At 59.5% G+C, this 14,375-nt stretch carries 12 protein-coding genes and 3 tRNA genes; 11 read left to right on the forward strand and 4 right to left on the reverse strand.

Features of this window, described 5'->3' with window-relative positions:
- Positions 1-210: 210 nt before the first annotated feature.
- Together SLW74_RS14390 and cysS are read left to right on the forward strand one after the other, a co-directional pair.
- Entirely contained in the window at positions 211-1,908 is a 1,698-nt protein-coding gene (locus SLW74_RS14390; protein WP_410929289.1) for a glutamine--tRNA ligase/YqeY domain fusion protein, read from the forward strand.
- 10 nt (positions 1,909-1,918) lie between these two features.
- Entirely contained in the window at positions 1,919-3,301 is a 1,383-nt protein-coding gene (gene cysS, locus SLW74_RS14395; RefSeq protein ID WP_410929290.1) for a cysteine--tRNA ligase, read from the forward strand.
- A gap of 201 nt (positions 3,302-3,502) precedes the next feature.
- Here the strand turns inward: cysS and SLW74_RS14400 are convergent, their stop codons facing one another.
- From SLW74_RS14400 to SLW74_RS14410, 3 genes are all read right to left on the reverse strand, one after another.
- On the reverse strand, positions 3,503-3,880 hold the full coding sequence (locus SLW74_RS14400; protein WP_065986426.1) for a type II toxin-antitoxin system VapC family toxin: 378 nt from the start codon (positions 3,878-3,880) through the stop codon (positions 3,503-3,505).
- Positions 3,877-4,116, reverse strand: coding sequence for a type II toxin-antitoxin system Phd/YefM family antitoxin (locus SLW74_RS14405; RefSeq protein WP_410929291.1), 240 nt, complete (start codon positions 4,114-4,116; stop codon positions 3,877-3,879). The genes SLW74_RS14400 and SLW74_RS14405 overlap by 4 nt, the downstream gene beginning before the upstream one ends.
- A 195-nt stretch (positions 4,117-4,311) precedes the next feature.
- A complete protein-coding gene (locus SLW74_RS14410) occupies positions 4,312-6,165 on the reverse strand; it encodes a sigma-54-dependent Fis family transcriptional regulator (RefSeq protein WP_410929292.1) in 1,854 nt (617 codons plus the stop codon).
- Positions 6,166-6,520: 355 nt separating this feature from the next.
- Between SLW74_RS14410 and SLW74_RS14415 the strand changes: the two genes are divergently transcribed.
- The 6 genes from SLW74_RS14415 to SLW74_RS14440 all read left to right on the forward strand — a co-directional run bounded on the left by SLW74_RS14415 (position 6,521) and on the right by SLW74_RS14440 (position 12,619).
- On the forward strand, positions 6,521-7,615 hold the full coding sequence (locus SLW74_RS14415; protein ID WP_065986430.1) for an ABC transporter ATP-binding protein: 1,095 nt from the start codon (positions 6,521-6,523) through the stop codon (positions 7,613-7,615).
- On the forward strand, positions 7,615-8,745 hold the full coding sequence (locus SLW74_RS14420) for an ABC transporter ATP-binding protein (RefSeq protein ID WP_065986432.1): 1,131 nt from the start codon (positions 7,615-7,617) through the stop codon (positions 8,743-8,745). The genes SLW74_RS14415 and SLW74_RS14420 overlap by 1 nt, the downstream gene beginning before the upstream one ends.
- On the forward strand, positions 8,738-9,604 hold the full coding sequence (locus tag SLW74_RS14425) for a carbohydrate ABC transporter permease (RefSeq protein ID WP_192134653.1): 867 nt from the start codon (positions 8,738-8,740) through the stop codon (positions 9,602-9,604). The genes SLW74_RS14420 and SLW74_RS14425 overlap by 8 nt, the downstream gene beginning before the upstream one ends.
- Before the next feature lie 27 nt (positions 9,605-9,631).
- Positions 9,632-10,432 (forward strand): carbohydrate ABC transporter permease, encoded by an 801-nt coding sequence (locus SLW74_RS14430; protein ID WP_074892149.1) that lies wholly within the window; start codon positions 9,632-9,634, stop codon positions 10,430-10,432.
- An 11-nt stretch (positions 10,433-10,443) separates the two neighbouring features.
- Positions 10,444-10,716, forward strand: coding sequence for a DUF2160 domain-containing protein (locus SLW74_RS14435; protein WP_065986436.1), 273 nt, complete (start codon positions 10,444-10,446; stop codon positions 10,714-10,716).
- A gap of 97 nt (positions 10,717-10,813) precedes the next feature.
- Positions 10,814-12,619 (forward strand): ABC transporter substrate-binding protein, encoded by a 1,806-nt coding sequence (locus SLW74_RS14440; protein ID WP_065986437.1) that lies wholly within the window; start codon positions 10,814-10,816, stop codon positions 12,617-12,619.
- Between the two features lie 88 nt (positions 12,620-12,707).
- On the opposite strand, the gene folD is transcribed toward SLW74_RS14440, so the two are convergent.
- Positions 12,708-13,562, reverse strand: a complete 855-nt coding sequence (gene folD, locus SLW74_RS14445; protein WP_065986438.1) for a bifunctional methylenetetrahydrofolate dehydrogenase/methenyltetrahydrofolate cyclohydrolase FolD — start codon at positions 13,560-13,562, stop codon at positions 12,708-12,710.
- A 310-nt stretch (positions 13,563-13,872) separates the two neighbouring features.
- Here folD and SLW74_RS14450 point away from each other — a divergent pair.
- The 3 genes from SLW74_RS14450 to SLW74_RS14460 all read left to right on the forward strand — a co-directional run bounded on the left by SLW74_RS14450 (position 13,873) and on the right by SLW74_RS14460 (position 14,226).
- Positions 13,873-13,949, forward strand: a tRNA-Arg gene (locus tag SLW74_RS14450).
- 59 nt (positions 13,950-14,008) lie between these two features.
- Positions 14,009-14,084: transfer RNA gene (locus tag SLW74_RS14455), tRNA-His, on the forward strand.
- Between the two features lie 57 nt (positions 14,085-14,141).
- Positions 14,142-14,226 (forward strand) — tRNA-Leu (locus SLW74_RS14460).
- Positions 14,227-14,375 lie beyond the last annotated feature (149 nt).

A 14,375-nucleotide genomic window follows, 5' to 3' on the forward strand; every position in this document is an offset into this window, starting at 1 on the left:
CGAGGCCAGTGCCGCTGATGCACACCAGGCGCGCAGTTTACAGAGGGTAGCCGCTGCTCGGGTAGTTGCGATTGCGCCGGCGGTTCTCGCTGAGCGCAGGCCCATCTCGGCAGTTTTGTCACAGCGCGCTGTCAGGGGCTTGACAGCTTCGGCTATGATAGGCGCTTTGATTTAACCGGCCTTCCTGGCCGCGACCCGTACAAGGATCCTATGAGCAAGCCCACTCAAGATGCCGCTGCGAATTCCAAGGCAGGCCCTGCAATTCCAACCAACTTCCTGCGCCCGATCGTGCAGGCTGACCTGGACTCGGGCAAGCACACCCAGATCGTGACCCGCTTCCCGCCGGAGCCCAACGGCTACCTGCACATCGGTCATGCCAAGTCGATCTGCGTCAACTTCGGTCTGGCTCAGGAATTCGGTGGCGTTACGCATCTGCGCTTTGACGACACCAACCCGGCGAAGGAAGACCAGGAATACATCGACGCCATTGAAAGCGACGTCAAATGGCTGGGCTTCGAGTGGTCCGGCGAAGTGCGTTATGCCTCGCAGTACTTCGACCAGCTGTACGCCTGGGCGGTCCATCTCATCGAAGCGGGCAAGGCCTACGTCGATGACCTGACCCCCGAACAAGCTCGCGAATACCGCGGCACCCTGACCGAGCCGGGCAAGAACAGCCCGTTCCGCGATCGCAGCGTCGAAGAAAACCTTGACCTGTTCGGCCGCATGAAAGCCGGCGAGTTCGAAGACGGCGCCCGCGTCCTGCGTGCCAAGATCGACATGGCTTCGCCGAACATGAACCTGCGTGATCCGATCCTCTACCGCATTCGTCACGCGCACCACCACCAGACCGGTGACAAGTGGTGCATCTACCCGATCTACGATTTCACCCACGGTCAGTCTGACGCCATCGAAGGCATCACCCATTCGATCTGCACCCTGGAATTCGAGAGCCATCGCCCGCTCTATGAGTGGTTCCTCGACAATCTGCCGGTGCCGTGCAAGCCGCGTCAGTACGAGTTCTCGCGCCTGAACCTGAACTACACCATCACCAGCAAGCGCAAGCTCAAACAACTGGTCGATGAAAAGCACGTGCAGGGCTGGGACGATCCGCGCATGTCGACGCTGTCAGGCTTCCGCCGTCGCGGCTACACCCCGGTGTCGATCCGCAATTTCTGCGAAATGATCGGCACCAACCGCTCCGACGGCGTGGTCGATTTCGGCATGCTGGAGTTCAGCATCCGTCAGGACCTGGACCACAACGCCCCGCGCGCCATGTGCGTGCTGCGTCCGTTGAAAGTCGTGATCACCAACTACCCGGAAGGCCAGGTCGACCACCTCGAACTGCCGCGCCATCCGCAGAAGGAAGAACTCGGCGTGCGCAAGCTGCCGTTCTCCCGCGAGATCTACATCGACCGTGAAGACTTCATGGAAGAGCCGCCGAAGGGCTACAAGCGCCTGGAACCGAACGGCGAAGTGCGCCTGCGTGGCAGCTACGTGATTCGCGCCGACGAAGCGATCAAGGACGCCGACGGCAACATCGTCGAGCTGCGTTGCTCCTACGACCCGGAAACCCTGGGCAAGAACCCTGAAGGCCGCAAGGTCAAAGGCGTTGTGCACTGGGTGCCGGCAGCGGAAAGCATCGAGTGCGAAGTGCGTCTGTACGACCGTCTGTTCCTGTCGGCAAACCCTGAGAAAGCAGAAGAGGGCAAGACCTTCCTGGACAACATCAACCCAGGCTCCTTGCAGGTCCTGACCGGTTGTCGCGCTGAACCGTCGCTGGCTGACGCTCAGCCGGAAGACCGTTTCCAGTTCGAACGCGAAGGCTATTTCAGCGCGGATCTGAAGGACTCGAAACCCGGTCATCCGGTCTTTAACCGGACTGTGACGCTCCGCGATTCGTGGAGCTAAGGTAGGCAACGTGCTTTCTATCTACAACACGCTCAGCAAGAGCAAAGAAGTCTTCAAGCCGCTGGATGGCAACAAGGTGCGCATGTACGTCTGCGGGATGACCGTGTACGACTACTGCCACCTGGGCCACGGCCGCAGCATGGTGGCGTTCGACGTCGTCACCCGCTGGCTGCGTTTCAGCGGCTACGACCTGACCTACGTGCGCAACATCACCGACATCGACGACAAGATCATCAACCGCGCCCGTGAAGACGGCGAGGCGTTCGATGCCCTGACCGCGCGCATGATTGACGCGATGCACGAGGACGAAGCGCGCCTGAACATCCTCAAGCCGGACATGGAACCACGCGCGACCGATTACATCGGCGGCATGCACGACATGATCCAGCGCCTGATCGACAAGGGCTATGCCTACGCACCGGGCAATGGCGACGTGTACTACCGCGTTGGCAAATTCCTGGGCTACGGCAAGCTGTCGCGCAAGAAGATCGAAGACCTGCGCATCGGCGCTCGCATCGAAGTCGACGAAGCCAAGGACGACCCGCTGGATTTCGTGCTGTGGAAAGGCGTCAAGCCGGGCGAGCCTAGCTGGGAATCGCCGTGGGGTGCAGGACGTCCGGGCTGGCACATCGAGTGCTCGGTGATGTCCACCTGCTGCCTGGGTGAGACCTTCGACATCCATGGCGGCGGCAGCGATCTGGAATTCCCGCACCACGAAAACGAGATTGCCCAGAGCGAAGCCGCGACCGGCAAGACCTACGCAAACGCCTGGTTGCACTGCGGCATGATCCGCATCAATGGCGAGAAGATGTCCAAGTCCTTGAACAACTTTTTCACCATCCGCGACGTGCTGGATAAATACCACCCGGAAGTGGTGCGTTACCTGCTGGTGTCGAGCCACTACCGCAGCGCGATCAACTATTCCGAAGACAGCCTGAAAGAATCGAAAGGCGCGCTGGAGCGGTTCTACCACGCGCTCAAAGGCCTGCCGGTCGCTGAGCCTGCGGGGGGCGAGGCGTACGTCGAGCGTTTTTCGACTGCCATGAACGACGACTTCGGGACCCCGGAAGCGTGCGCCGTGCTGTTCGAGATGGTTCGCGAGATCAACCGCCTGCGCGACAGTGATGTCAACGCAGCGGCAGGCCTGGCGGCACGTTTGAAGGAGCTGGCCAGCGTGTTGGGCGTGTTGCAGCTGGAAGCCGATGACTTCCTGCGCGCCGGCGCCGAAGGGCGGGTGGATGCTGCCGAAGTCGAAGCCTTGATCGCCGCACGCCTGCAGGCACGCGCCGAAAAGAACTGGGCTGAGTCCGACCGCATCCGCGATCAGCTCACCGCCATGGGCGTGGCGCTGGAAGACAGCAAAGGCAGCACCACCTGGCGTTTGGCGGATTGATCGGCAACCCTCGGTAAACGCCTATCCTTGATCGTTCCTACGCTCCGCGTGGGAATGCCTCGCCAGACGCTCCGCGTCTTCGTTGACGCGGAGCGTCTTGGGCGGGGTTACCACGCGGAGCGTGGGAACGATCAGCGTCCCGAAGGTCGTTTGGCAAATTGTTGATTTCTACTGGCCTGCTGCCGTTCGCGCTTGGGCGCCTCAAGCCAGCACTGCGAGCGACGTGTACTTAGCAACCATCGCGTCTGACGTAATTAGCTTCATCGGTTCAGTGATGGCGGCAGCAACGATTAGCCTATCGAATGGGTCGCGATGATGGTGTTCCAGATCTTTGACTGCGATTGCATGTTCAACGCTGACAGGGAGCTCGATAAAGCCGCTGTCTCGGCAGTATTCGCGAATCTCCTCAAGATCAGCCGTTAGTTTCCCCAAGCCAATCTTTATCGACATCTCCCAAAACGTGGCGGCGCTGATGTAAACCTCAGTAGCGGTTTCGATCAGTTTTTTTGCTTTGGGAGAAAGCTTCGGGTCGTCAGTCAGAGCCCACAGAAGAATATGAGTATCCAGCAGTATCCTCATGGGCGACTGCCTTCGAAATCATCCAGCACAGAGTCAGAAAGCGGCGCACCGAAGTCGTCCGGTAGTTGAAGAATACCTTTCATAGCACCGATGCGTTTACCGGTGGGCCGCCCGATCGGGACGAGGCGCGCCATTGCGCGACCATGTTTGGCGATCGTGATAGTCTGGCCCGCCGCAGCGTCATCTACCAGTTTTGACAGATTGTCCTTGGCCTCACCGAGAGGGACGATAATCATGACGTATGCTCGCATTCGGAAATATTGGCCAAATATAGCCATATAATTCTTCTTGCCCAAGCCACCGTTACAATTCTGTGCTGATTGCGGTGACCCCCCCCCGCGTGGGAATACCTCGTCTGACACTCCGCGTCTAATTTGGCGCGGAGCGTCATCGGCGGGTTACCACGCGGAGCGTGGGAACCATCTAAGCCTTCAAAACCCCTGTTCCCTCAGCCGCTTGTACAGCGTATTCCGGCTCACCCCCAGGCGTTTCGCCAACTGCGAGATATTCCCGCCGGCCGCCTGCAGCAACTCACTCAGCTCTTCCGGCGTGTCCAGCGCTGCCTTGCGGTTGAACACTGTCTCGGGTTCGACGCGCTCGCAGCCCATCGCCAGGTCGGCAAAAAAGTCTTCCGGCAGATGCTCCGTGGAAATGGGTTGATCATCGGCCAGCGCCAACGCCACCTGAATCACGTTGCTCAACTGCCGCAGGTTGCCCGGCCACGGGTGCCGTTCGAACAACTCCATCACCTGTGGCTCAAAGCCTGCTGTCTGCTGCGGTTCGCGATGCTGTTCCCAGATGGCACGGACCAGCGCGGGCTTGTCGCTGCGATCCCGCAACGGCGGCAACTCCAGGTTCAGGCCGCTGATGCGGTAGTACAAATCCTGACGAAACCGTCCGTTCTGCACATGTTCGCGCAATGAGCAGTGAGTGGCGGAAATCACCCGAATATCCACCGGGTACAACTCGCTGCTGCCAACCGGCTGCACACACCGTTCCTGCAACACCCGCAACAGACGCGCTTGAACCGGCAGCGGCATGTCGCCGATCTCGTCGAGAAACAGCGTGCCTTTGTCCGCCTTGCGGATCAGCCCGATGCTGCCTTTATGGTGAGCGCCGGTGAACGCGCCTTTTTCATAGCCAAACAATTCAGCCTCGACCAGCTCCGACGGGATGGCCGCGCAGTTCACGGCAATCATGGGCTGATCGGCGCGGGAGCTGGCGCGGTGCAGGGCCTTGACGAACACTTCCTTGCCCACACCCGTCTCGCCAAGAATCAACAGCGGGACGTTCTTCTCCAGCAATCGCTGACCCTGACGCGCGGCTTTCTCGACCCGCTCGTCACCCATGCCGGGCTCAATGACACCGACCGCGAGTGGGCGGGACAGAATCGGCACCTGCACAGGCACCGTTCTGAGCTTGAGCACCGGTGCTTTCGGCCGCTTCAGCACGCAATGGAAACGGTTGTGGCCCGACGCCTGGAGCGGGAAGGGCTGGCCTTCCATTTGGTCAAGCAGATCGGCAACCGGCGCTTTGAACAGGTTCTCGATGTTGGCGTTGAGCAGGCTGACGCCCAGCAGGGTGTCGGCGCGGCGGTTGGCGCAGAGCACACGGCCGCTTTCATCGAACACCAGCAGGCCGGCCCACTGGCTGTCGAGGTTGTTCAGGCCGGTGTTGAACACCAGTTGAAAATGGCTGTGCTGGAACTGGTCGAGGATCAGCCGGTTTTCGATGGTCTGGCTCATCATCTTGACCATCCCAAGGGTGTGGGAAGGCGGCAGGAAGCTGTCGCTGGACACATCGAGCACCGCGATCATCCGCCGCGACGCATCGAAAATCGGCGCCGCCGACCCGGTCATGAAACGGTTGGCCTTGAGAAAGTGTTCATCGTGTTCAATGTGAACAGCCTGTTCACAGGCCAGCGCAGTGCCGATGGCATTGGTGCCGGCGCTTTGCTCCAGCCAGCTGGCGCCGGCGACGAAACCCGGCTGTTGATCCGGCTCGACGAAGCGCTTGTTGCCCCAGGAATTGAGCACCTGGCCCTGCTGATCGGCGAGCAGGATCAGGCAATTGGAATTGCTCAGGATGTTCTCGTAGAAGGGGAGCACCTGCTGATGGGTGGTCTGCACCAGGGAATGATGGCGCTCGAGCAGCTGCGAAACCTGCTGATCGGGCAGGCGACCGAAGGACGGGCGTGACTGGTGGTCGAGGCCGAACTCGCGGCAACGGGCCCACGAGTCCTGAATGATCGTGTCGTGGCTGGGGGATGCGCCTGCTGTGGCCATGAAATGGCTCCGTCCGAGTACTTTTATTTATTGTTGTCGAGATGCCGTTAGGCAGAGCATCCCTGCTCGAAAACGTCCACCCATTGTTGTTCAGGATTGTTCAAAGTCAATGTTCATTTTGTTCAGGTGTTCAGCATTTCCTGTTCATTTACGTTCATCAACGAATGCCGGTCTGTGCGGCAAATTGTCGCAACCGCTCTAGTCCGCGTATCCCAGCCAGAAAGCGCCTGAGCGGGCCGGTTGGCACGATTGTCGCTATCCAACAATCGGTCAGCACAATCGGTCAACGGATGTCACGACCTGCCATACGGCATACACGCAACACCCCGAACAAAACAAATAAAAAGGGCACGCCATGTCTCTCACGCTTGAGCACGTCAGCCGCGCCGTCGACGGTCAGATCTGGATCGACGATGCTTCGCTGAGCTTTGAACCCGGCTCATTCAACGTATTGCTGGGGCGCACCTTATCAGGCAAAACCAGCCTGATGCGCTTGATGGCCGGTCTGGACAAGCCAGACAGCGGCCGGATACTGATGAATGGCAAAGATGTCACCCAGGTCGCGGTGCGTCATCGCAATGTCTCGATGGTTTATCAGCAGTTCATCAACTATCCGAGCATGACCGTCTACGACAACATCGCCTCGCCGCTGCGCCAGGCCAAGATGTCGAAAGACGAAATCGACCGACGCGTCCGCGAAACCGCGAAGATGCTGCGCATCGAGAAATTCCTCAGCCGTCACCCCCTCGAATTGTCCGGCGGTCAGCAGCAGCGCACGGCCATGGCGCGGGCGCTGGTCAAAGACGCCGAGCTGATTCTGTTCGATGAGCCGCTGGTCAACCTCGACTACAAGCTGCGCGAAGAGCTGCGTCAGGAAATGCGCCAGCTGTTCGAAACGCGCAACACCATCGCCATTTACGCCACCACCGAGCCGAACGAAGCGCTGGCGCTCGGCGGGACCACCACGATTCTGCACGAAGGCCGCGTGATCCAGAGCGGCCGCACGCCCGAGGTGTATCACCAGCCGAAAACCGTGCTGGCCGCCGAATTGTTCTCCGAGCCGCCGATCAACCTGATGCCCGGCCGTATCGAAGGCAACGAAGTCAGCTTCGCCAATTTCGTGCACTTCCCGCTAAACGTTGACCTGCGCAGCATCGGTGACGGCGAGTACCGCTTCGGCGTGCGGCCGAGCCACCTGAGCCTGGTGCCGTCCAACGACGACGATCTTGAGCTGGCGGTCACCGTCGAACTCGCCGAGATCAGCGGTTCGGAAACCTTCCTGCACGTGCGCAACGAGCATTTCTCGCTGGTGCTGCATCTGCCGGGCGTCCACGAGTACGACGTGGACACGCCGATTCGCGTGTACATCCCGACTCACAAACTGTTCGTATTCGATCAGCAGGGCGGCCTGATTCAGGCGCCGGGCCTGCGCATGGCGAGGGTTGCCTGATGGCCGAGATCCGCTTGCAAAAACTCGCGCACAGCTACAGCGCCAATCCGACCGGCCCTGAAGACTATGCCATCCGGGAAATGACCCACATCTGGGAGCAGGGCGGCGCGTATGCCTTGCTCGGCCCGTCCGGCTGCGGCAAATCGACCCTGCTCAATATCATCTCCGGCCTGCTCAGCCCGTCTGAAGGCAAGGTCATGTTCGACACCACGGTGGTCAACGACATGTCGCCGGAGGAGCGCAACATCGCTCAGGTTTTCCAGTTTCCGGTGGTCTACGACACCATGACGGTGTACGACAACCTCGCGTTTCCGCTGCGCAATCAGGGCATGCCGGAAGCGAAAGTGAAGATCAAGGTGCAGGAAATCGCCGACGTGCTGGATCTGCAGCCGTTGTTGAGCAAGAAAGCCAAAGGCCTCACCGCTGACGAAAAACAGAAAGTCTCCATGGGCCGCGGACTGGTCCGCGATGACGTGTCGGCAATTCTGTTCGACGAACCGCTGACCGTGATCGACCCGCACCTGAAGTGGAAACTGCGCCGCAAGCTCAAGCAGATTCACGAGCAGTTCAACATCACCATGGTTTACGTCACCCACGATCAGTTGGAGGCCTCCACCTTCGCCGACAAGATCGCGGTGATGTACGGCGGCCAGATCGTGCAGTTCGGCACCCCGCGTGAACTGTTTGAAAAGCCGCACCACACCTTCGTCGGCTACTTCATCGGCAGCCCCGGCATGAACCTCATCGAGGTCAAGCCTGAAGCCGGTGGCGTGGGCTTTGGCGGCATTCACCTGCCGTTGCCCGATGCGCTGCAGCAGCGCCTTGCATCGACTCAGTGGAGCACGCTGAAAGTCGGGATTCGCCCCGAGTTCGTACACGTCTGGGACAGCCCCAACGACGACGCCATGCAGGCCGAGGTGACCTATGTCGAGGACCTGGGGACCTACAAGATCATCACCGTCAACCTGGCCGGCCAGTCGCTGAAAGTGCGCCTGCAGGAAGACAAGCCGGTGCCCCAGGGCCAGGCCTGGATCAGTTTCCCGGCGCAATGGCTGATGCTCTACGCCGATGAATTTCTGCTGGAGGCCGCCACGAACACACTGCCGGCCAGCGAGGTGTCCCATGACTAAAGTGCAAAACAACAAGGCCTGGTGGCTGGTGCTGCCGGTGTTCCTGCTGGTGGCGTTCAGCGCCATCATTCCGATGATGACCGTGGTCAACTATTCGGTGCAGGACATCTTCGACCAGTCCAGCCGCTACTTCGTCGGCGCCGACTGGTTCCGCCAGGTGCTGCAGGACCCGCGCCTGCATGACTCGCTGCTGCGCCAGTTCATCTACTCCGGCTGCGTATTGCTGATCGAAATCCCGCTGGGCATCGGCATCGCCCTGACCATGCCGACCAAGGGTCGCTGGTCGTCGCTGTGCCTGATCGTCATGACCATTCCGTTGCTGATTCCCTTCAACGTGGTCGGCACCATCTGGCAGATCTTCGGCCGTGGCGACATCGGCCTGCTGGGCTGGGTCCTCAACGACGTGCTGGGCATCAGCTACAACTACGCGGCCAATGCGTCGGACGCCTGGGTGACCGTGCTGGTCATCGACGTCTGGCACTGGACCTCACTGGTGGCGTTGCTGTGCTATTCGGGGCTGCGCGCCATTCCGGACGTGTACTACCAGGCGGCACGAATCGATCGGGCGTCCAACTGGGCCGTGTTCCGACACATCCAGCTGCCGAAGATGAAAAGCGTGCTGCTCATCGCCGTGATGCTGCGCTTCATGGACAGCTTCATGATCTACACCGAGCCGTTCGTGCTTACCGGTGGCGGTCCGGGCAACTCCACGACCTTCCTCAGCCAGACCCTGACGACCATGGCCCTCGGCCAGTTCGACCTGGGCCCTGCGGCGGCATTCTCGCTGGTGTATTTCCTGATCATTCTGTTGGTGTCGTGGGTGTTCTACACCGCCATGACCCACAGCGAAAAGAACTGAGGAGCGCCCATGAACAAGCGCGAGAAAGTGTCGTTCAAAAAGCTCATACCGCTGTGGATCTACCTGCTGTTTCTGCTGGTGCCGATCTACTGGCTGGTCAACATGTCGTTCAAGACCAACACCGAAATCCTCGGCGGTCTGACCCTGTTCCCACAGGACTTCACGCTGGCGAACTACAAGGTGATCTTCACCGACGAAAGCTGGTACAGCGGCTACATCAACTCGCTGTACTACGTCTGCCTGAATATGGTGATATCGCTGAGCGTCGCATTGCCTGCGGCCTACGCGTTTTCACGCTATCGTTTCCTCGGCGACAAACACCTGTTCTTCTGGCTCCTGACCAACCGGATGGCGCCACCGGCGGTTTTCCTGCTGCCATTCTTCCAGCTGTACTCGTCCATCGGCCTGTTCGACACGCACATTGCGGTAGCGTTGGCGCATTGTTTGTTCAACGTGCCGCTGGCGGTGTGGATTCTGGAAGGGTTCATGTCCGGGGTTCCCAAGGAGATTGACGAAACGGCTTACATCGATGGCTACAGCTTTCCCAAGTTCTTCGGCAAGATTTTCATCCCGCTGATCGGCTCGGGCATCGGTGTCACGGCGTTCTTCTGCTTCATGTTCTCCTGGGTCGAATTGTTGCTGGCGCGCACGCTCACCTCGGTCAATGCCAAGCCGATCGCGGCGGTCATGACCCGTACCGTTTCAGCGTCGGGGATCGATTGGGGGGTGCTGGCAGCGGCGGGGGTGTTGACCATTCTGCCGGGCATGCTGGTGATCTGGTTCGTTCGTAATCACGTGGTCAAGGGCTTTGCTCTTGGTCGTGTCTGAGGAGTCGAAAAATGGAGTGGATGTCCTGGACCCTGCCAACTGCTATTTTCTTTGCGTCCATCGCCGCGATTCTGGTGGCGATGACGGCCTGGGAACTGCGTTCGGCGAGTATTGAGCGTCGCGGTTTTCTGCCGATTGCCACCACGCGCGGCGATCGTCTGTTCATCGGCCTGCTCGGAAGCGCTTACCTGCATCTGCTGGTCATCGGCGCGACGAGCTGGGATATCTGGGTGGCCTCCGGGTTGTCCCTGGTCTGGCTGTTGGTGGTGATGCGTTGGGGTTGAAAGGTTTTGACGGTGCAAGCGCAGACGCGCTTGTGCCGCGAACGAATGACGAAGGTTGAAACGCGGGATCACATAAGAATCAACACAAGAGGTGTCTATGTTCAATAAGAAAAACAAGCTGCGACATAGTGTGACGGTAGCGACGATGGTAATGCTCAGTGGCTTGAGCGTGTCGGCTTGGGCCGATCAGTACGAGGATGCGGCGAAGAAATGGGCCGACAGCGAGTTCAAGCCGAGCACGCTCTCCGATGCCGAGAAGCTCAAGGAACTGGAGTGGTTCATCAAGGCCGCCGAGCCGTTCCGCGGCATGGACATCAAGGTGGTGTCCGAAACCTTGACCACCCATGAATACGAATCCAAAACCCTGGCCAAGGCGTTCACCGAAATCACCGGCATCAAGGTCACCCACGACCTGCTGCAGGAAGGCGACGTGATCGAGAAACTGCAGACCGCCATGCAGTCCAACCAGAGTATCTATGACGGCTGGGTGAACGACTCCGACCTGATCGGTACGCACTTCCGCTACGGCAAGGCGATGTCTCTGACAGACCTGATGGCCAGCCCGGAAGGGGCGAAAGTCACTTCTCCGACCCTCGACCTCAAGGACTTCATCGGCACCTCGTTCACCACGTCGCCAGAAGTCAAAGACGCGTCCGGCAAAGTCGTTACGCCGGCCAAGCTCTATCAGCTGCCTGACCAGCAGTTTGCCAACCTTTACTGGTTCCGCGCCGACTGGTTCGAGCGTCCTGACCTGAAAGAGAAATTCAAGGCCAAATACGGCTACGAGCTGGGCGTTCCGGTGAACTGGTCGGCCTATGAAGACATTGCCAAGTTCTTCAGCGAAGACGTCAAGGAACTCGACGGCAAGAAAGTCTACGGTCACATGGACTACGGCAAGAAAGACCCGTCCCTGGGCTGGCGCTTCACCGATGCCTGGTTCTCCATGGCCGGCAGCGGCGACAAAGGCTTGCCGAACGGTCTTCCGGTCGACGAGTGGGGTATCCGCGTAGAGGACTGCCACCCGGTCGGTTCGAGCATTACCCGCGGCGGCGACACCAACGGCCCGGCCGCTGTGTACGCCACTCAGAAGTACATCGACTGGCTCAAGGCCTACGCGCCGCCTGAAGCGGCAGGCATGACGTTCTCCGAGTCCGGCCCGGTGCCGTCCCAGGGTAACGTTGCTCAGCAGATCTTCTGGTACACCGCTTTCACCGCCGACATGACCAAGCCGGGTCTGCCGGTCATGAATGCCGACGGCACGCCGAAATGGCGCATGGCTCCATCGCCAAAAGGCCCTTACTGGAAAGAGGGCATGAAGCTGGGTTACCAAGACGTGGGCTCCTGGACCTTCCTCAAGTCCACCGAGGAGAAGAAACGCCTGGCCGCCTGGCTTTACGCGCAGTTCGTGACGTCGAAATCCGTCTCGCTGAAGAAAACCATCGTGGGCCTGACGCCGATTCGTGAATCGGACATCAACTCCAAAGAGATGACCGCCCTGGCGCCGAAACTCGGTGGTCTGGTCGAGTTCTATCGCAGCCCGGCCCGCGTGCAATGGTCGCCAACCGGCACCAACGTTCCGGACTATCCGAAGCTGGCACAGCTGTGGTGGAGTCATGTGGCTGAAGCCGTTACCGGCGAGAAAACCGCGCAGGCGGCCCTCGACGGTCTGGCCAAGGATCAGGATGCAATCATGACCCGCATCGAGCGCTCCAAGGTTCAGGAACCAAGCGGTTGCGCGCCGAAGATGAACCCGGAAACCTCGGCGGAAGAGTGGTACACCAAAGCCGAGAAGAGCAACGGTGCCTTCCTCGCACCGCAGCGCAAACTGGCCAACGAGAAGCCGAAGGGCGAAACCATCGCTTACTCCGACCTCTTGAAGAGCTGGGAAGCGGCCAAGAAGTAAAGCTGCACGCTTCCACGTTCAGCCCATAAAAAACGGCACCCTCGGGTGCCGTTTTCATGTGCGCGTCTTGATGCGTCGGCTTGAATGATCAGCCGTGCAGCGTTTCTGCCGCGTACAGTGTGTTTTCCAGCAGGCAGGCGCGGGTCATAGGGCCAACGCCGCCTGGCACTGGCGTGATCCAGCCGGCACGTGGCAGGGCGGTCTCGTACACCACATCACCCACCAGCTTGCCGTCATCCTGACGGTTGATGCCGACGTCGATAACGATCGCGCCTTCCTTGATCCACTCGCCCTTGACCAGGCCGGGCTTGCCCGCCGCCACGACCACCAGATCGGCACGGCCCACGTGTCCGGCCAGGTCCTGAGTGAAGCGATGGGTCACGGTCACGGTGCAGCCCGCCAGCAGCAGCTCCATCGCCATCGGACGACCGACGATGTTGGAAGCGCCCACCACGACCGCGTCCTTGCCGTACAGGTTGACACCGGTGCTTTCCAGCAGGGTCATGATGCCCTTGGGGGTGCAGGGCCGCAGCAGTGGAATGCGCTGGGCCAGTCGCCCTACGTTGTAGGGGTGGAAGCCATCGACGTCTTTATCCGGGCGGATGCGCTCCAGGAGGCTGGAAGATTCCAGATGCTCGGGCAGCGGCAGTTGCAGCAGGATGCCGTCGATGGCCGGGTCGTCGTTGAGACGATCGATCAGATCGGTCAGTTCGGTCTGGGTGGTTTCACTGGGCAGGTCATAGGCCTGGGAGATGAAGCCGACCTCTTCGCAGTCTTTGCGTTTGTGCGAGACGTAAACCTGAGAGGCGGGGTCGCTGCCGACCAGAATCACCGCGAGGCCCGGCGTGCGCAGGCCTTGCTCGCGACGCTGGGCGACTCGTTGGGCGATCTGCTGGCGCAGGTTGGCTGCGATCGCTTTGCCGTCTATTAGTTTTGCAGTCATTACGCGTGATTAACCATCGGAAGGGGAGGGAAAAAGAGCGCGCATTCTCGCATGACCTGACCCAAGGGCAAAGACGGTTGGTCCGCTTAATAACCTAACCCCTTTAATTAACTGAATTTTTTTGAAAAAAGTGTTGACGACCTTTTGGGCCGTCTATAAGATTCGTCGCACTTGTCGGGCACAACCCCACACAGGATTAGCCGGAAGCGGCAAATCAGGTCGAAAGGTTGAATAAGTCAGGTAGAGTTAAGATCTGCTCAGCGTGATTGAAAGCTCTTAATTTGCAGTCTTACGAAGGCAAATGAAATAAGTGCCCGTAGCTCAGCTGGATAGAGCATCCGCCTTCTAAGCGGATGGTCGCAGGTTCGAGTCCTGCCGGGTGCGCCATTAGGCAGCTTTGGCACAAGTAGCATTCAAGTTGAATGCGTCGGTTACAACGCAATATGGTGGGCGTAGCTCAGTTGGTAGAGCACGGGATTGTGACTCCCGTTGTCGAGGGTTCGATCCCCTTCGTCCACCCCATATTCGAAAAGGCGCCAGATTCATAATCTGGCGCCTTTGCTTTAAGCGCTTTAAAACGCGGATGTGGTGGAATTGGTAGACACACTGGATTTAGGTTCCAGCGCCGAAAGGTGTGAGAGTTCGAGTCTCTCCGTCCGCACCAGTTACAGGTCTCGCAACACCTCGGGTGTTGAGGGATGAAAGAAGGCCGCCTTGTGCGGCTTTTTTTGTTTCAGCGTACTGCTTTTTAACGCGGTGCGAGCTTGATGGGTCCAGGACACGGGGCTCGTCCGGTGTGCTTCCAGGGACTGG

The organism is Pseudomonas sp. W5-36 (assembly GCF_046540455.1).
Lineage (GTDB): Bacteria > Pseudomonadota > Gammaproteobacteria > Pseudomonadales > Pseudomonadaceae > Aquipseudomonas > Aquipseudomonas graminis_B.